The organism is Streptomyces sp. NPDC046122, from assembly GCF_056429965.1.
The window spans coordinates 68,375-84,255 of the sequence record NZ_JBWKLQ010000016.1 but is presented as its reverse complement, the minus strand read 5'-3'; the positions used below and the strand labels follow the sequence as shown (position 1 = coordinate 84,255).

18 protein-coding genes and 1 pseudogene are annotated in these 15,881 nt (G+C 67.9%); 9 read left to right on the top strand and 10 right to left on the bottom strand.

Annotation, left to right across the window (positions count from 1 at the left end; translation table 11 throughout):
* Nucleotides 1-16: 16 nt before the first annotated feature.
* The 4 genes from AC07FK_RS29685 to AC07FK_RS29670 form a co-directional block, all read right to left on the bottom strand.
* A complete protein-coding gene (locus tag AC07FK_RS29685) occupies nt 17-397 on the bottom strand; it encodes a hypothetical protein (protein ID WP_479108030.1) in 381 nt (126 codons plus the stop codon).
* A gap of 107 nt (nt 398-504) precedes the next feature.
* Nucleotides 505-942, bottom strand: coding sequence for a DUF3995 domain-containing protein (locus tag AC07FK_RS29680; protein ID WP_479108029.1), 438 nt, complete (start codon nt 940-942; stop codon nt 505-507).
* A gap of 9 nt (nt 943-951) precedes the next feature.
* Nucleotides 952-1,236: a hypothetical protein gene (locus AC07FK_RS29675; protein ID WP_479108028.1), complete on the bottom strand. Its 285-nt coding sequence runs from the start codon at nt 1,234-1,236 to the stop codon at nt 952-954.
* Nucleotides 1,188-1,568 (bottom strand): TetR/AcrR family transcriptional regulator, encoded by a 381-nt coding sequence (locus AC07FK_RS29670; protein ID WP_479108027.1) that lies wholly within the window; start codon nt 1,566-1,568, stop codon nt 1,188-1,190. The genes AC07FK_RS29675 and AC07FK_RS29670 overlap by 49 nt, the downstream gene beginning before the upstream one ends.
* A 301-nt stretch (nt 1,569-1,869) precedes the next feature.
* On the opposite strand from AC07FK_RS29670, the gene AC07FK_RS29665 reads away from it, so the two are divergent.
* Nucleotides 1,870-2,139: a Ku protein gene (locus AC07FK_RS29665; protein WP_479108026.1), complete on the top strand. Its 270-nt coding sequence runs from the start codon at nt 1,870-1,872 to the stop codon at nt 2,137-2,139.
* A gap of 830 nt (nt 2,140-2,969) precedes the next feature.
* Nucleotides 2,970-3,452, top strand: coding sequence for an ATP-dependent DNA ligase (locus tag AC07FK_RS29660; RefSeq protein WP_479108025.1), 483 nt, complete (start codon nt 2,970-2,972; stop codon nt 3,450-3,452).
* A 129-nt stretch (nt 3,453-3,581) separates the two neighbouring features.
* Here AC07FK_RS29660 and AC07FK_RS29655 read toward each other — a convergent pair.
* Both AC07FK_RS29655 and AC07FK_RS29650 read right to left on the bottom strand, forming a co-directional pair.
* A pseudogene (locus AC07FK_RS29655) lies at nt 3,582-3,719 on the bottom strand (RNA polymerase subunit sigma-70); the annotation flags it as partial.
* 137 nt (nt 3,720-3,856) lie between these two features.
* Nucleotides 3,857-4,183, bottom strand: a complete 327-nt coding sequence (locus tag AC07FK_RS29650; protein WP_479108024.1) for a DUF6221 family protein — start codon at nt 4,181-4,183, stop codon at nt 3,857-3,859.
* 897 nt (nt 4,184-5,080) lie between these two features.
* Between AC07FK_RS29650 and AC07FK_RS29645 the strand changes: the two genes are divergently transcribed.
* Together AC07FK_RS29645 and AC07FK_RS29640 are read left to right on the top strand one after the other, a co-directional pair.
* Nucleotides 5,081-5,419, top strand: coding sequence for a helix-turn-helix domain-containing protein (locus tag AC07FK_RS29645; protein ID WP_479108023.1), 339 nt, complete (start codon nt 5,081-5,083; stop codon nt 5,417-5,419).
* A 221-nt stretch (nt 5,420-5,640) separates the two neighbouring features.
* The gene (locus AC07FK_RS29640; protein WP_479108022.1) at nt 5,641-5,919 is read left to right on the top strand and encodes a GlsB/YeaQ/YmgE family stress response membrane protein; all 279 of its coding nucleotides are present in this window, start codon (nt 5,641-5,643) and stop codon (nt 5,917-5,919) included.
* A 753-nt stretch (nt 5,920-6,672) separates the two neighbouring features.
* Here AC07FK_RS29640 and AC07FK_RS29635 read toward each other — a convergent pair.
* From AC07FK_RS29635 to AC07FK_RS29625, 3 genes are all read right to left on the bottom strand, one after another.
* Complete coding sequence (locus tag AC07FK_RS29635; RefSeq protein ID WP_479108021.1) at nt 6,673-7,266, bottom strand: hemerythrin domain-containing protein; 594 nt, start codon at nt 7,264-7,266, stop codon at nt 6,673-6,675.
* A 14-nt stretch (nt 7,267-7,280) separates the two neighbouring features.
* On the bottom strand, nt 7,281-8,354 hold the full coding sequence (locus tag AC07FK_RS29630; protein ID WP_479108020.1) for a hypothetical protein: 1,074 nt from the start codon (nt 8,352-8,354) through the stop codon (nt 7,281-7,283).
* Between the two features lie 1,177 nt (nt 8,355-9,531).
* Entirely contained in the window at nt 9,532-11,319 is a 1,788-nt protein-coding gene (locus AC07FK_RS29625) for an ABC transporter ATP-binding protein (RefSeq protein ID WP_479108019.1), read from the bottom strand.
* 74 nt (nt 11,320-11,393) lie between these two features.
* Between AC07FK_RS29625 and AC07FK_RS29620 the strand changes: the two genes are divergently transcribed.
* The gene (locus tag AC07FK_RS29620; RefSeq protein WP_479108018.1) at nt 11,394-11,969 is read left to right on the top strand and encodes a TetR/AcrR family transcriptional regulator; all 576 of its coding nucleotides are present in this window, start codon (nt 11,394-11,396) and stop codon (nt 11,967-11,969) included.
* Nucleotides 11,970-12,274: 305 nt separating this feature from the next.
* A complete protein-coding gene (locus tag AC07FK_RS29615; RefSeq protein ID WP_479108017.1) occupies nt 12,275-12,808 on the top strand; it encodes an HIT family protein in 534 nt (177 codons plus the stop codon).
* 164 nt (nt 12,809-12,972) lie between these two features.
* Here AC07FK_RS29615 and AC07FK_RS29610 read toward each other — a convergent pair whose 3' ends face one another.
* Nucleotides 12,973-13,458 carry a hypothetical protein gene (locus tag AC07FK_RS29610; RefSeq protein ID WP_479108016.1) on the bottom strand — a complete coding sequence of 162 codons (486 nt, stop codon included), beginning with the start codon at nt 13,456-13,458 and terminating at the stop codon, nt 12,973-12,975.
* Nucleotides 13,459-13,820: 362 nt separating this feature from the next.
* Between AC07FK_RS29610 and AC07FK_RS29605 the strand changes: the two genes are divergently transcribed.
* From AC07FK_RS29605 to AC07FK_RS29595, 3 genes are all read left to right on the top strand, one after another.
* The gene (locus AC07FK_RS29605; protein WP_479108015.1) at nt 13,821-14,276 is read left to right on the top strand and encodes a peptidase inhibitor family I36 protein; all 456 of its coding nucleotides are present in this window, start codon (nt 13,821-13,823) and stop codon (nt 14,274-14,276) included.
* 223 nt (nt 14,277-14,499) lie between these two features.
* Nucleotides 14,500-15,294 carry a hypothetical protein gene (locus AC07FK_RS29600; RefSeq protein ID WP_479108014.1) on the top strand — a complete coding sequence of 265 codons (795 nt, stop codon included), beginning with the start codon at nt 14,500-14,502 and terminating at the stop codon, nt 15,292-15,294.
* Complete coding sequence (locus AC07FK_RS29595; RefSeq protein WP_479108013.1) at nt 15,287-15,697, top strand: GntR family transcriptional regulator; 411 nt, start codon at nt 15,287-15,289, stop codon at nt 15,695-15,697. The genes AC07FK_RS29600 and AC07FK_RS29595 overlap by 8 nt, the downstream gene beginning before the upstream one ends.
* Nucleotides 15,698-15,881 lie beyond the last annotated feature (184 nt).

Here is a 15,881-nt window from a genome sequence, read left to right as displayed (position 1 = left end):
CCTTCGACCGCACTCCCTACGCCTTCGACGCGGCCACCTCCAGACCCAAGGCCGCCGCGAGCTGCCGGCAGTCCATCTCCTCCCCGCTCCCCGCCAGGACCTCCACGAGCCGTTGGTAGTCCGGCGCCAGTGAGTCGAGAGCGAGCCCTTCCCTCCAGGCGGGAACCACCGAACCGGGCACCGCCCCGGCGACCCGCGCAGGCCGTTTACCGGCCACCCCGGCCAGCGACGCCTCCTCGCCCACAGGGGGTTCTGCCAGGACTTCGGCCACCGTCTGACGGGCAATCACGAATCGCTCCCACGCGGCTTCCGCCTCCTGGAGCTCGGCCTGCAGGACCTCCACCCGCTGCCGAGCGGCGCGTTCGCGCTCCTCCAGCAAACCCATCACAGACGGCATCCCGGCTCCTCCACCCAAGAGACGACACCCCGTCCCTCCCGCCGAAACACCACCCCTACACCTGACCAGTGGAAACGAACCCATCGCTCTCGGAAGGACAACGGCTTCTAACGCCTGGTCGCGGCCACGGCTACCAGGCCGCCCAGGACGCCGAGTGCCACGCACAACGGCGAGTACAGCAGGCTGTTCAACCGCTGGAATTCGCTGGCGGCTCCGGAGTTCATCATGTACCCGCCCAGGCCACGGGCGAGCAGAACCGCGGTCAGCCCGTACATGCCTGCCAACCGCAGCCAGTCCGGGCCGATCGCCGGGATGGACTCACTGACCATGAGGGTGAGCACACCGCCACCGATCAGCGCCACACCCACCAGCAGGGTGCTCGATACCGACGGCATCACGCCGTCGTCGCTGCCGGCGATCGACTTGGTGAACGTCACCGAGTCTTTCATCGGCCAGGGGGAGAACGCCCAGACGAAGTGCATCAGGTCGATCGCCACGAGGACAGTCGTCAGCACCACGGGCACCACCGTGCGGACCATTTCCATGCCTCCCACTCAGTACTGCACCTGGTTGAGTCCGAGTACGCCGGCGGCGGCGCGGGCCACCAGCTGCTCGTCGTACGGCATCTGGCAGGACAGCGCGATCGACGTGCCTTCGAGCGCGCCGACGAAGGCGAGCGCGAGGGCGGCGGCCGGCGGCCCGTCGGGGATGGCACCGCTCGTACGGCCGGCCTCGATGAGACCGAGACAGAGTTCGACCAGCTCCCCGTAACTCTTCTCGATCTCGCGTCCTACCGGGTGGTCCTGGCCGGAGAACTCCAGCCGCAGGGCGATCGCCACACGGGCGATGTCACGCCGGCAGTAGACGGCGTGGCCGCGCGCCAGGGTGAGCAGGGCCGCGACCGGTCAGGCTGCTGCTCGACGGACCGGCCCACTTCCCGGTCCCGGGTCTCCATGACCCAGTCGATGACGGCCAGGGTCAGTTCCTGCTTGTCCTTGAACTGGTGGTAGAGCGCCCCTCGGGTGTATCCGGCGTCTTTGGCGACCTGCTCCAGGACCAGGTTGCCGTAGCCAAAGCGCGACAGGCCCCGCGCGGCCGACTCGAGAAGCGCGGTGCGGGTTCGGAGCCGGCGGTCCGCCTGGGTCCGCCTGTCTTTGGTCGTCTCCTGCATCGCTTACTCGCTCCGCTTCTGTTCGGGATCAGCGGACCGCGCCGGTTGGTGGCGCTGAAAGCCTTTGGGAAAGCCCGGCGGCAAGCCGGTGGCCATCATCAGGCCGCCCGACCCGGCCGCGCCGGTTGACTCGGCCGGCGCCTGCCGACCGGGCGGGGCGGTGGGGCGACAACGAACGCACCGGCGGCGAAGTCGAGACCGACGACATCGTCAAGGGCTACGACCTCGGCGGAGGCGAGTACGTCGTCGTCGGACCCGACAAGTTGGAAGAGATCGCTCCGGGGAGTCCCAGACCGTCGACATGACCGGCTTCATCGACCTCGACCAGGTCAACCCCGTCCACTTCGACCGCACCTACTCCATCGCCCCGCAGAGCAAGGAATACCTGGCGGTCTACGAACTGCTGCGCGCCGCTCTGGAGGAGTCCGGCAAGGCCGGCAATGCGACGGTCGCCATGCTGGGCAAGGAGTACCTGACCGCCGTTCTCGATGACGAGGGCCAACCTGCTCGCGTCAGGCGTTCGGGGCCCGGGAAGCGGATATCGCCGCCTCTGAACGCCGAGGATCGATAGGGGGAGTAACTGCGCCTGGCTATGGGACAGTTCATGATGCCGTGTCACTGGCTGCTGGGAGAAGGGCAAGATATGGCTGACGAGCCGGAGGGCGACTGGCTGACGGAGCGCCAGGTGAGCACTTTGTGGCCGGGCGTCGGTGCTCGCTCGGTGTATGTAAATGTGCTGGCCCATGGAGTGCGGGTCCGTACGGAGAGCTGGATGACCACTACCGGGTCCGCTGGTAAGAGCTGGTATCACGCCGACGACGTGCGCCGAGTGGCCCCGCTGGTAGCAGCCGAGCCACTCAAGGGGCCGTCCCAGGTACCGTGCTGTCTACTGCTGATCGTTCTGGCAGCGGGACCAGTCGTCTGGCTGGTGCTGGCCATACGAAGCGGGCAGTAGAGGTCAAGCGTTGGCTGCGGCTGGCCAGCCGCGAGATGCTGCGGTGTCAACTGCAGCATCTCTGGCTCGTTGGGCAGGGCGCTTCCGAGCCTCGAGGGGAGGCCGATCAGATGCCTGCACGCGTGGGTACGGCGTCCGCACATCCGTAGCCGAGCACCCGGGTGAGGACTTGTCGAAACGTGAAGGTCTTCGGCCGGCGCTTCGATGACGGCGCCGATCTCGCTGTCGGTGCAGAGAAGTCATCGAACGTGCTGCCGATATGGGGTCGGTGGGAATCCGCTCTGCCAGGAGTGCCGGGCCCGGCTTGTGGAGGCGCAGCAGAAGCCGGCCCACCCCGGAGCCTGACTCGGCAGAGCCCTCTGGCCCTATCCACGCGCCATGCACGCCTGGCTGGGGAAGGCTGTCGGGTGCCAGGCCCGGAGCGCCGGTAAGGAGGCCATCCCCGAGTGGTTCTCATCCCGCCCTTCGAGCCGATGCTCGCTCAGGTCGCCGAGTACGTCCCCGGCTCCGGCGTGCTGGCGAGCGGCTTCGCGGCGGAGCAGAAGTTCGACGGCCACCGCGCGATCCTCTTCACCCCCACCGGCCCCGGCGGCCGCCTGCTCCTGCAGACCCGGCGCGGCTCCCGCTTCCCCGACTTGGTCTCGGCTGCCGAGCAGCTGCCGGACGGTCTGGTCCTTGATGGCGAGCTCGTTGTCTGGGACACCGGAGCCGGCCGGCTGTCCTTCGAAGCCCTCCAGCGCCGGGCCGCCGCCCGCGGCCGCACCGCCACCGCGCTCGCCGCGAAGACCCCCGCGTCCTTCATCGTCCTCGACGCCTTGCAGATCGACGGCATCGAGCTGCTGGCCCTGCCCTACGCCGAGCGCCGCAGACGCCTGGAGGTCCTCTTCGCGGCCCGCGCAACTGACCCCCGTGGACCCTGTGCCCGATGACCACCGACCCGGACAAGGCCAGGGAGCGGCTGGAGGACTGGACAGACGTCACCGGTGTCGAAGGTCTGGTCGTGAAAGCCATGAACCAGCGCTACCGGCCCGGAGCCCGCGACCGCGCCTGGACCAAGATCTACGGGCCAGATAACGGTGTACCGCATCCGCGTACCGGTCGAAGAGCACGGCGAACGCCTCGGGCTCATCCCGGGACCGCGCAACTACCGAGGCATCACTGTCCACCCCTGTGCGGACGCCTGGGTCGACGGTCATCGGGGCTCCTCTCGTCCTGAAGAACGCTTCGAAGGTTTGGGCTTTCACCTCTCCTTCGCCGCTCGCCCCCGGCGAGTTCCATCGGGCCCCGGGCAGCTGGTCCCCAGCGCTGCGCGCGGAAGATCCGCGGCGCAACACTAGGGATACCAGTTGTCCCGCCAGGCGGGATGCAGCTCGAAGGGCAGCGCGAGCGCATGCATGCTCTGGAACGCGGGGATCGAGTCCGGGAACCAGCACAGGCCCTCTTCGTGCTCGTGCTTGATCCGTTGCTCGCAGTGCCGGAGGTACTGCCGGTGGATGGCGATCTGGTCAAACCCCGCATCAGGCGACCAACGTCGCAGCCGCCGTCCGCGCCACGCTGTTCCCGCACCTCTTGGGGCGTCACTGCCACCCTCGCTGCTCGGCTCGCCGGACGCGCTGCGCCGGGCGGCCGAAGAAGCCGGTCCGGCCCTCCGTGCCTTCACAGTGATGACCGCCTGTTCTTTGCCTCTACGCCCACCGCATCCCGATCGCGGACAGCAGCTCGATGCGCTCCGGGGAAAGTTGCGGCCCTGCTCCGCTGATTAGTGACTGGTCGGGCCGGGGCTGGAGCGGTCAGGATCGCTTGAGGGCTGCCAGGCAAACTACCTCTGCCTCTCACGAACATAAATCTGTGTCCGTCGGAGTAGACATTGGGTGGTGGTGTGGTTATGGTTTCTCTCGTAACCCAGAGAGACCGCAGGGCCTGGCAGAGATGAACTGCCGGGCAGCAGTAGCGCAGTTGTAGTTCGCAGGGCGGTGCGGTGGTGGAGTTTCGAAGCCAGGTTTGTTGCAGGACGGCGACGGGACTGACGACCGGACCGGGTGGCCCGCGGTGATCAGGGGCCGCCGTGAGCAGTACCGCAGTGGCAGTACTCAGCAGTGAAGTCAGTGAGCGGTACCTCGGTGAAGGCGTCGGCTGTGGGCGCGCGCACCGGGAGGTTCGGCAGTGGGGTTCTAAGCCAGAGCAGACGCAGGACGGGCGACGGGGCTGGCTGCCGAAAGGGTGGCGCTGTGGCAGGTCACTGAGCAGTTCGCATCATCAGCAGTACGCAGTACCCGTTTGGTAAGCAGTTGATCCCAGAGGGAAGAACGGAGGAACGAGGCGCCATCAGGATCGCCCGGGCGGAAGTCTTCGAGTCCGGGTACCGCAGGACATCCGATAGTGAGGTGGTCTCCGGTCAAGCAACCGCGATCCCCGCACCCCGACAGCAACCAGGCCGGGCACGCGGACACAAGAGGCCGGCGCAGTAACCAGGGCCGGCAGATGGTGTAGCAGTTCCTTCGGGGCCCTGGTGCCAATGGCACCAGGGCCCCTCCAGCATGTTCCACAGGAAGGTGCGATGACCGCAGACGACTCCTACAGCCGTCTCGACGACGATGACTACCCCGCCTACACCACGGGCCGAGCCGCCGACATGATCGGCACCACCCCAGGCTTCCTTCGCGCCCTCGGCGAAGCCCGCCTCATCTCCCCGCTGCGCTCCGCCGGCGGACACCGCCGCTACTCCCGCTACCAGCTGCGTATCGCCGCCCGGGCCCGGGAACTCGTCGACCAGGGCACCCCCATCGACGCCGCCTGCCGCATCGTCATCCTCGAAGACCAGCTCGAAGAAGCCCAGCGCATCAACGCCGAACACCACGGCACCGCCGAAGTGGCGAATCCGACGGCCGCGGCCTGAGACGCTCGAGACCCGCAAACTTGGACAGCCCTTCGTGGCTGACGCCGACACCCTCTGCCCGGGACGCAAATCGTTCCGGGCGTCGCAGGTCAGGTCCCGGGCCGCCCCGCCTTCTCCTCGACCGTTGCCGGCCGGTCCCGAAAGGATGGGTGTTTGAAAACCTCCGCGCGGTACAGACGATCGTTAACACCGGTTTTATTCACCGAGGTAGGAGACGCATCATGGGCATTGTGGCTTGGATTCTCATTGGTCTGCTCGCGGGCTTCATCGCCAAGGCGCTGATGCCGGGCAAGGACCCGGGCGGCGTCATCATCACCATGCTCATCGGTATCGCGGGCGGTCTGCTCGGCGGCTTCCTCGGCAAGGTCATCTTCGGAGTCGACTCCATCGACGGCTTCTTCGACCTCTCCACCTGGATCGCCGCCATCATCGGCTCGGTCATCCTCCTCGCCGTCTACCGACTGGTCACCGGCAACAAGCGCCACCACAGCCACGCCTGACACAGTTTCACCCCGGACGGAAAACGGCTCCCCCTCTTCCGAGGGCGGAGCCGTTCCGCTGCTGGGGCCAAGACCCCGGACTCCGCGATGTCGGTGGTGGTCGACAAGCCGTTGCCGTGCACAGCGGTCGCGGTCAACATCCAGCAGCGCGAGCAGCGTCAGGGGCCATGATGACTCGACGTCTCATGCAGCTGTACAGCTGCGGGTGAACGTTGGTGTGCCGCATGAGGGTGTGCCGCAGCGTTCGAGACGCCCGGCCGCAACCGGGGCGCTCCTCCAAACTCCGACACGAGAAGGACACGGCCCTGCGGCACGCCCACAGGGTAGCCATGCGCGGTGCTGTAAGCCTGCATGACGTGGCGAAAGGGCGCTTATAAGCGGCATCGACGCCACTTCTCCGAGCCTGCTGTTCGCCGACTGGTACCGGAAATCCTTCAGTGGCACGACGGTCCGCGACCAGGAGCCGACCTTCTGACCGGTGCCGCCCATTGTGGCCTCGATTCGGCGCGGCGTCGCTGCCGGACCCCGGTCAGACCATTGTCGCGGCCCATGGCCCGTGCGGTGTCGAGCGCATCGTGCGATGCCGCCGACCTGGGAGGCGGTGACCATGATCCGAGAAACATCGCCCAACTCCCGTAACCGTCGGCAATGAACCGCTCACCTTGCCGGAACGCAAGGTGAGCGGTTCATTGCCGGGTGTCCGGAGGTGGCACCGAGGCGGTCGTGGGTTGCCTGAGTGCGGTCACCGGCGGTTCAGCCGTCGTGGCCCATGGCTTTGCGTACGGCGTCCTTGGTGCGGTCCATCAGCGCGGCGATCGGGCCCAGAGCCATGTTGGCCGCGGCTGATTCCACTCCGGGGTGGGGCCGGGTGGGTGCCATGGCTTCGGCGGCCTTGACCGCCTTGGCCATCGAAGCGAGTTTGGCGGCGTCGGTGCTGCGCCGGATATGGGAGAACTCGTAGCGTTCCTCGGCGCGGGCGTGCGCCTGGACGTCTTCGCGCAGGGCGAGTAGCTGGGGAAGGAACTTCGGTTCGTCGGTGTCCATGCTGTCGAGCGCCGACAGCACCTCCTTGGCCTCGCGTTCCTTCGTCAGCCGGTCCTCGACGACCTGCTCACCGCCCGGAAGGCTACGGCGCGCGAACGGGTGGACCACCTCTTCCTCAGCCGTCTCATGCACGGCGAGGAGACGTACGAGGCGACGGAACGCGTTTTTCCGCGCGTCTCCGGTCGATCGCTCGACTTCGTCGAAGAGGTTGCGGATGTCTCCGTGCTGGCGCATGAGCAGCGCCAGCACGTCGGTGTCCGCGGCCTGGTTGTCACCGGCGTGGGGGGTGTGGGTCTCAGTCATGCTGAACCTTTCCGTCAGCTCTTCTCGCGCATGGCGGGATCCGGGTGCTCGCCCTCGGTCTCCAGCCGGTACTCGCGGCCGAACATCTCCTCGTGCTGGGCCATCACCCGCTCGCTGGGGGGCTGCTCGCCGCCATGGATCTGCTCCTGCATCTGCTCGAAGCGCTCGTGCGCCTCCCGCACGTAGCCGGCGCCCAGCGTCGTCAAGTCCATCTGCGTGGCGAGCAACTCCCGCAGGTACGCCTTGTTCGGCTCGAACGTCAGGACGTTCGGCAACTGCGGCGCCAGCACCTCCTGCGGTTCGCGGCCGTCGTGCCGCCGCATGAGGTCACAGGCGATGTGCAGGTGCTCGAGCTCCATATTCAGGTGCAGTTCCCAGAGCGCCCTGACCCTGGGATCGCTCTCCTGCTCCATGAAGGAGTAGTACAGGTAGCACTCGTTGTACTCGTGGTTGACCAACTGCTCCCACCACGTCTCACCGGGGTCGACGAGCGACTCGTAGTGAGTGACGTGCTCCTCCTCGATCAGCCCGATCTCCTGGTAGAGCTGCCGGGCGATGGGCTCCATGTAGGTGGGGCCGGTGTTCATGTAGAAGTTCATCGTCTGCTGCTCCGCCGACAGCACGGTGAGAGCGTGCAGCTTGGACAGCGGATCGGTGCGGGTGCGGTCGTACGGAGCCCGGACGTTGTCAACAGGGTTGCGGTGGTGGAACCTGGTCGGGCGCCCGGGCATGACCTCGTTCAGACCGTCGACGATCGACTCCGCCTTGCGGTGCTCGATCATCTCGTACAGATTCGCGTACCGGTAAAGGTGGTCGAAGTCCTCCAGCACACCGAACTGATACGCCTGCTTCAGATACGGATCGGGCTCCATCCGCGCGATCCACGCGGTCAGGTCGACGGCCACCTGCTCGTACGCGATCGTCGTCTCCAGCACCGACGAGACGCCGGGCAGCAGCCAGTTGACCACCTTCTGCTGCTGCGCCTCGATGTACCGGGTCCTCGCCAGCTGCCTCTTGATCTCCGGATCGACCGTGTTGCGGGCGAGCTGGTGGCTGAACATGATCGCCTCCACCTCGATCCCGTTCACCGTGATGACCCGGCACCTGGTGTACGGGTCACAGTGATCGGGGTCGATGGGCACCACCTTCAGCTCACGCCAGTTCCTGAGCTGACGATCCAGCGGAATGCCCCGCTGCTCCAGGGGATTGAACGTCCTCCGGGTCTCCTTGAGATTCCGATGTCCGAACTGCCGTGGAGTACCCCGGAATGCCAGTGCACAGGGGCATGATCCGGCCATGCTCGCGGCATCTCCGGGCCGTCCGGTGTCAACCACTCCTCGGCCGCGGCGGGGTGCTGTGCCGGTGCTCTCCGCACGCGACTGCATCCTTTGGACTATTACGCTTTCGGCCTGGACGGGTGACATAGACGGTCTCGCGCGGACAGCGGGACGGCTCCCCGTACCGGTGCAGGCCGCCCGGGGCTTCGGCGTCGTCGATCGGCGGCCGCGGCTGGGGGACCGGGAGTGCCCAGCCGGAGACCCCGCAACGTGCCGTTGTCAGAGCCCATCTCTGAACCTCCGCTGATCTCGTACAAGCGCTCCGGTGGAGGACCCTGTACGCACAGGGTTATCCGCGATTTGCTAAGCGGCCGGGGCCCAGCAGCTTTTCGACGGCGTCGCCCGGGCTTCTCCACGAGCTGCTCACAGCGTTCGCGCGCTCGCCGCTTGCCGATAGCCTTGAGTTGCTCCTTGATGTATTTGAGGTTGTCGGCCTTGCTGGTTTTGGGGGCGTTGGGCAGGCCGAGGTTGCCGCACTGATTGGTGGGGCCGCTGACGGGCAGGGCAGCGGTCAGGGCGGTGACGGTCCCGGGCCCGTTAGTGGTGGCGGCCCGAGGGATGGCGCTGCCTTGGTTGGAGCAGGCGTTGTTGCTGGCACCGTTGCCGAATCCGATGACGGTGGTGGCTTCCTACGTGAAGTCATACCCGTCCAACGATCACCAGCGGGCGGCGGCCGTACTTGCTCGCCGGCGGGGTGCCGAGGCCGTCGCTTGGCGTAACCCGCCTGGCAGTGGGGCGCTGCTGCTTCGAGGAGCCGGGCGATGCGCAACTGCTTGTCCCTTCCCTTGCATTCGAGTTCGGTGTTCGAACGGGTCGGGATCATCGTCGAGGGAAGCGGACGCTCCTTTCATCCTTCCGGGGATGATCGAAAACCGGCCGCAGGTCTGGTCCACCGGATGTCCGCAACCGGCATGCGTCCAGCGGGACTTCACCGAGCCGGCTGTGCGTCTGCCGCGATCCGCAGGGCCTCCACCAGCTCCCGGTACAGCGCGTCCGTCGCCAGCAACTCCTCATGGCTGCCCCGGGCGCGGACGCGGCCCGCCTCCATCACCACGATGGTGTCCGCGTCGATCACGGTCGACAGCCGGTGAGCGATCGTGACGACCGCCCCCGTGGCCGCGCGGGCGCGGACGCAGGTCTGGACGGCGGCCTCGGTCAGCCCGTCGAGCTGGGCCGTCGCCTCGTCCAGGAGCAGCACGTCCGGCGTGCGCAACAGGGCCCGGGCCAGGGCGATCCGCTGCCGTTCACCGCCCGAGACGGCCGAGCCGGACAGGGGCGTGTCGAGTCCCTCCTCCAGGGCGTCGGTCTTCTCGGCCAGCCGCACCTCGAGCAGGACCCGGCGCAGTTCCGCCTCCGTCGCGTCGGGGCAGGCCAGTAGCAGGTTGTCGCGGATCGTGCCGGGCACGATCGGGGTGTCCTGCTCGACGTAGGCCAGGCGCGAGCGAATCTCGTCGTGGGTGAGCTCGCGGTAGGGGCGGCCGTCGAGGAGGAGCTCGCCGCCGGTCGGCTCCAGGAAGCGCAGGACGAGGGAGAACAGGGTCGTCTTGCCCGCGCCCGACGGCCCGACGATCGCGGTGTGCCCGCGCCGGGGGACGGCGAGGCTGACGCCGCGCACAGCCGGGTCGCTGTCGGGGCCGTAGGCGGCGGTGACGTCCCGCAGTTCCAGGACGGGGGTCCCGTCCTGGGCAGCCTCGCGCGGCGGCACCGCCGGGCGGGCGTCGTCGCTCTCCTCCGACTCCGACTCCAGATCGTCCGTCTCCCGGATGCGTTCCGCGGCGGCAATCCCCGACTGGAGCGCGATGACGTTCTGGCTGAGTTCGCTGATCGGGTCCATCAGCCCGAACGCGTAGAGCAGGAACGCGATGAGGCTGGAGACCTCCAGGGCCCCCTCGGAGACCCGCCATGCGCCCACGCCCAGGACCAGGATGATCGCCAGCTGGATGCCAGCGACGGCGATCGTCCAGGCCAGCGCCTCGCGGCGGGTGGCACGGATGCCGTGCTCGGCGGAGGTGCGCGCGTCGGCCACGATGCGCTCGGCGGTGCGGTCCTCGGCGCGGCCGGCCTTCACCGTCCGGATCGCGCGCAGCGCCCCCTCCAGGTTCCCGCCGAGCTGCCCCAGGTGGCCCTGGGCACGCTGCTGCGCGGTCGCGATCCCGGGCATGAGGACGGCGAACAGGGCGCCGATCACCAGCACGGCCGCCGCGACGGTGCCCAGCAGGGCCAGGTCGAGGACGCCCATGAGGATCAGGGTCCCGAAGAGCATGACCACGGCGTTGATCAGGCCGACCGGGGCGCCCGTGGAGGCCTGGTGGAGCAGGACCGTGTCGGAGGTGACGCGGGTGACGAGCTCGCCGGGCGGACGCTGGGCGACGGCGGGCACGGTGGCCCGCAGGAAGCGCCGCACCATCGACTCGCGGGCCCGCAGCACCACCCGCTCTCCGAGCGCGCCGAGCAGCGTCCACTGCCAGTACATGACGGCACTGCCGACGGCCAGCAGGAACAGCAGGGTCAGGATCGGCCCCCGCAGCGACTGGGAGCCGCCAAGCGCGTCGAGCACGCCCTTCGTGACCATCGGCGTGGCCAGCCCCATCCCGGATCCTACGAGGGCGAGGACCAGGGCCAGGGCCAGGGCGCCCCGGTGCGGCCGGGCGAACGACCAGAGGACCCGCAGCCGCGGGAGGGATATCTTGCGGGACGCACTTTCCGGAACAGTCATGCTTCTGACTGGAACACCGCTGCTCCATAACGGTCAAGCGATTTTCATCCCGGAAGGCGCGCTACCGTATGGGCATGGGTGAGGCACGGGCCGTCGTAGCGGAAAGCGGGACACGGGCACGCACGCGGCGTGCCATCGTCGACGCCGCCGTCGCCCTGCTGGCGGGCGACCCAACCGCCTCCCTCGGCGATGTCGCGGCGGCGGCGGGCGTGGGCCGTACGACGGTGCACCGCTACTTCCCCGAGCGGTCCGATCTGCTTGCGGCCATCGGCACGGACGTCCTGGACAAGGTCGAGGCGGCGACGGTTCGCGCCCGGCTCGACGACGGCCCGGCCGCCGATGCCCTGGAGCGCCTGTGCCAGGAGTACTTCGAACTGGGCGACGGCCTCACGCTGATGTTCGAGACGCCGCAGCTGGTGAACTGGTCGGGCTGGGACGAGGAGACCGCCGCCGACCGGCACTTCCTGCACACGGTCCGGCGCGGCCACGCAGAGGGCAGCATCGACCCCGAGCTGGACCAGGAGTGGGTCCGCAACCTGGTGTGGGCCCTGCTGTACACGGCCTGGGAGCAGGTCCGCACCACCGAGACACCCAAGCACTCGGCCATGACCCTGTGCCTGCGCACGCTGCGTAAGGCCATCGCACCATAGGGCGCCCTGCGGCGGGGAGTTCACGTCCGGGTCGGTGAGGGGCTCCGATGGCGTCCCGCTGTGTGGTGTAGGGGATCTCTGCGGTTGAGTGCAGCTCGACAGGCATCCCGGCGGCGGCTAAAAGTTCACCCGGGTCTCAGGGCATCCCTCAGCGACCGCCTGGGGCGCCCCTCTGTCAGGTGCCTTGCACGGCAGAGGGCCGTAGATCGTGACTTCCGCTCGGAGGTCCTGCCGACGCCACCAACAGGGCTTTGGCAGTCGTGTGGCTGTAGCTCACTGAAGCACCCCTGATGAGAGGACCTCAGGTGTCGACTGACCGGCAGGCTATGGATCTTGAGGCGTACACGGCCCGCGCACGAAGCGGGCCGTGCTTCATCTGCTCGTTCCTGGCCGGACATCCGGACTACCCGCACGAGAAGTTCTATGAGGACCAGGACCATGTGGCGTTCCCCGACCGGTGGCCCACCGTGCGGGGGAAGGTGCTCGTCGCACCTAAGGCGCACATCGAGCACGTTGTCCGTGACCTGGACGAATTGGCCTACCTTCGTCTTATGCAGGTCGTCCGCGAGATCGCCCTGGCCGTCGATAGCGTCTGCGGATCCGAGCGCACGTACCTGTACTCCCTCGGCAGTCAGCAGGGCAACGCCCACCTGCACTGGCACATCGCTGCACTGCCGGCAGGTGTCCCCTACGAGCAGCAGCAGTTCCATGCTCTTATGACTGAGAACGGGGTCCTGTCTGTGCCACCGCAGGAGGCCGCCGCCATGGCCGCACGCCTGCGCGCGGTCGTTGCTGCTGGGGGAGTCCTTCGCACGCGGCAGGCGCCCCGCACCCTGTGATCACCCCAAGGGGCCCGTGCCTCGCCGCCGGGGTCATTGTGAGGCTGCGCTCGGCGTCGGCGCGGCGGTCAAACTGCCGCCAGGGGCTCGCTTCACTTGAGCCGCCACACGTCTCGCCCTCGGTCGCGCCTGCCTACGGGGATGACCCGCCTCGATCTACCGGCTCATGCTGACCACGCCGCGCGACCGGCCAGCAGATCCCGTACGTCGCGCTGCAGGACTTCCTGAAACCGGTTACGAAGCGTCCCCACTTCGTCCTTCAGGGCATCCAGCCCTTGTGTATCCCGTTCATCCGCGATGGCGACGTAGTCACGCGCACGCTGTAGAGCGTGGAAGACCGCGTCGGCGGCCCGGGCCACGTCGGCCGGGGCCAGGACGCGAACACGCTGGCGCGTGCCGCCGAGATTGAAGCCGGAGAAGGCCGCTGCAGCAGCTTCCGCGCGTTCCTGCGCCGGCACCGTTCTCACGACGCGCAGCAGGTCTTGACCGGTTTCCTCCATCGCGACCAGGTACTCGGCGTACAGCGCTGTGCGCAGCTCCAGCAAGCGTGTGACCGATTCCCTGCGCCACCGGCGGCGGTCAGCCAACGCCGTCGCGCCAGCACCAAGCAGAACACCCACAAGGGCGAAGAGCGGTGATATCCAGTTCATCCACGATGGCTTCCCACGACGGGGAACCGGAACGCAGCTCCTCACCCACGAAGACAGGAGGAGTTTGCTGTGCTTGGGCTGTCGCCTCCGCGTAGGCCGCCTCAGGCCGATTGCCTCGCCCCACCGCCAACCAGCCGACGCGGCGGTTCCGTACCGCACAAGACCACTGCACTGGGCCGCGAACTGCTGGACGGGAACCGATAACGTCGCACGGCCCTGCCACAGCCCCTTAAGCCACTGCTTAAGGGCATGGCCACACCACACGACACCCCGGAGCATTCATGGCATTCCGGCGTGTCCGGGGAAGCCCGACGCCGGAACCGCTGGAGGTACACCGCCTTCGACAAAAGGGGAGTATGCGCATGACCGCTTCACCGACGTCACCCCGGTCACCGGGAACGAAAGCCCGTCCCCGCCGCGCACTGCAACGCGCGGCGATCCTGCTGGGCGCCGTAGGGGTGGCCTTCACCGCCACGCAGGCACCCGCGTCGGCGAGCCCCGCACAGTGCGCCGACAACCGACTGTGCGCATGGTCCGACGACAACTACCTCGGCATCTTCACCGCGTACACGGCTTCAGCGCCTGCGCTCGGCGGAGACAACGACCGGTTCAACTCGCTGTGGAACCGCAACAGCGTGTCCTGGTACGTGTACGTGGACGCCTACAACCGAGGAGCAAAGTACTGCGTGCGTCCCGGGTACTCGGTGTCGAAGCTCAACGACTGGTTCGACCTGGACGACAAGATCTCCGCTGTGCAGAAACTGGGCTCTTCTTCCTGCGGTACCGCCACGCCGATCGGTTCGTACAAGGGCTCCTAGCGGGGAGCGGCTGCCGACCGCGGGGGCACGTCGGCAGCCGCGTGCGCCACCGCCCCCGCAGTCCGCGCACCTGGTCGCGCAGGAACTCTGCCCGGGGGTGGAGGAAGCTGCGCTGGCTGGCTTCAGGCTCGTCTTCACTTTGTATCGATCATTTGACACAAGATCCCGACCAGGTCATCTTGTACCCACCACTTGATACAAGATGATCTGAGGGGATCTATAGATGCTCGACACGGTCCCGGTCCGGTCCCGGTTCCTTGACCATGCCGACCACTACGCCCGTTGGTCCGGTCTGGCCATCGGCACAGTGTCCGCACAGCAGTTGGTCACGATGGAGAGCGAGGACATCACGATGCCCCTCGTGTTCGCCATCACCGCTTTCGGCCTCTGCGCGGTGGGCGGTGTCATGCTCGGCGACGCCCTGACCCTGCGTCCCCAGGAAACGGTACGCACCGCGAGTCTCGCCCCGCGTCTGGTGCGAGACCAAGTGCCACCCCGTATGGCGCCCCTGCTTCTTCTTCAGGCGGCGTCCCTCGTCACTTTGCTGGTGATCTGCGCGGTCACGGCCTCCTCCGACTCGGACCAGATGCGCAGAGCGGGGCGTGTCATCACCGTCAGCTGCGAAGGGGTGCGCGCATCCCTCGGTCCCTGGCCCGGCATGTACTACAGCGGCACGATGTTCGCCGCCCTCGCGGTCGCAACCCCCGTCTGCGTCTGGGCCCTGCGCCGTATCGCCCACGGCCCGGGCGACGACCAGCAGCGCCGCGACCGCGCGTGGGCGATCACCGGAGCCTGGGGGCTACTGGTGTCAATCCAGGTGCTGCTCGTCGTTCTCATGATCTTCGTCGCGCTCACTGAGAATGCCTGCGCCGGCCCGCTGGGCGCCGCCACCCTCGTGGTGATCTGCCCCCTGGGCCTGCTGAGCCTGTTCACCTTCGGATGGTCCCTGGTCACCGTGGTGGCACCCCGGGCGGTCGACGACAAGGCAGTCGAGGATTGGACTTTCGACGATGAGTGAGCCCGCCGTCCGTGTCGACACCACTAGCCAGGTACCGCCGTACGAGCAGATTCGAGCCCAGATGGCCGCGCTGATCCGCACCGGCCGGCTGGTCGAGGGCGAGCGCCTGCCGACCGTGCGCCAACTCGCCGCCGATCTCGGCCTGGCACCGGGCACCGTGGCCCGCGCCTACCGCGAGCTGGAGACCGCAGAGCTGATCCTCACCCGCCGTGGCGCGGGAACCCGGGTCGCCGTACTCCCGTCCAAGCCACACGCACACGATGTCGACCAACTCGCCACCTTGGCGCGAAACTTCGCCTCCGCCGCACGAGCGCTCGGCGCCGACACCGAGGACATCCTGACCGCCGTCCGTGACGCCCTTGACCCCGGGTCCCACCCTCTACTCTTCGGCCACCGCCAGTAGGGGAGCGGGTAGCCCCCAGGGGGTGGGATGGAGCTGGGCGATGGGGAGGCTATTCAGCCAGGGGAACACGTTGCTCTGCACGGGCTACTTCTCAAAAACCTGGTGGTGACACCGACAGAGCCCCGACCGTCCGAGGACAGCCGGGGCTCTCTGCACCTTGCTGAACCGGGGGGAGCCTCCTGGG

Excerpts from the sequence above, each read along its gene's own strand:
- AC07FK_RS29685 (WP_479108030.1), bottom strand. The coding sequence starts at position 397 with ATGCCGTCTGTGATGGGTTTGCTGGAGGAGCGCGAACGCGCCGCTCGG.
- AC07FK_RS29680 (WP_479108029.1), bottom strand. The coding sequence starts at position 942 with ATGGAAATGGTCCGCACGGTGGTGCCCGTGGTGCTGACGACTGTCCTC.
- AC07FK_RS29670 (WP_479108027.1), bottom strand. The coding sequence starts at position 1,568 with ATGCAGGAGACGACCAAAGACAGGCGGACCCAGGCGGACCGCCGGCTC.
- AC07FK_RS29665 (WP_479108026.1), top strand. The coding sequence starts at position 1,870 with ATGACCGGCTTCATCGACCTCGACCAGGTCAACCCCGTCCACTTCGAC.
- AC07FK_RS29645 (WP_479108023.1), top strand. The coding sequence starts at position 5,081 with ATGACCGCAGACGACTCCTACAGCCGTCTCGACGACGATGACTACCCC.
- AC07FK_RS29640 (WP_479108022.1), top strand. The coding sequence starts at position 5,641 with ATGGGCATTGTGGCTTGGATTCTCATTGGTCTGCTCGCGGGCTTCATC.
- AC07FK_RS29635 (WP_479108021.1), bottom strand. The coding sequence starts at position 7,266 with ATGACTGAGACCCACACCCCCCACGCCGGTGACAACCAGGCCGCGGAC.
- AC07FK_RS29625 (WP_479108019.1), bottom strand. The coding sequence starts at position 11,319 with ATGACTGTTCCGGAAAGTGCGTCCCGCAAGATATCCCTCCCGCGGCTG.
- AC07FK_RS29620 (WP_479108018.1), top strand. The coding sequence starts at position 11,394 with ATGGGTGAGGCACGGGCCGTCGTAGCGGAAAGCGGGACACGGGCACGC.
- AC07FK_RS29610 (WP_479108016.1), bottom strand. The coding sequence starts at position 13,458 with ATGAACTGGATATCACCGCTCTTCGCCCTTGTGGGTGTTCTGCTTGGT.
- AC07FK_RS29605 (WP_479108015.1), top strand. The coding sequence starts at position 13,821 with ATGACCGCTTCACCGACGTCACCCCGGTCACCGGGAACGAAAGCCCGT.
- AC07FK_RS29600 (WP_479108014.1), top strand. The coding sequence starts at position 14,500 with ATGCTCGACACGGTCCCGGTCCGGTCCCGGTTCCTTGACCATGCCGAC.
- AC07FK_RS29595 (WP_479108013.1), top strand. The coding sequence starts at position 15,287 with ATGAGTGAGCCCGCCGTCCGTGTCGACACCACTAGCCAGGTACCGCCG.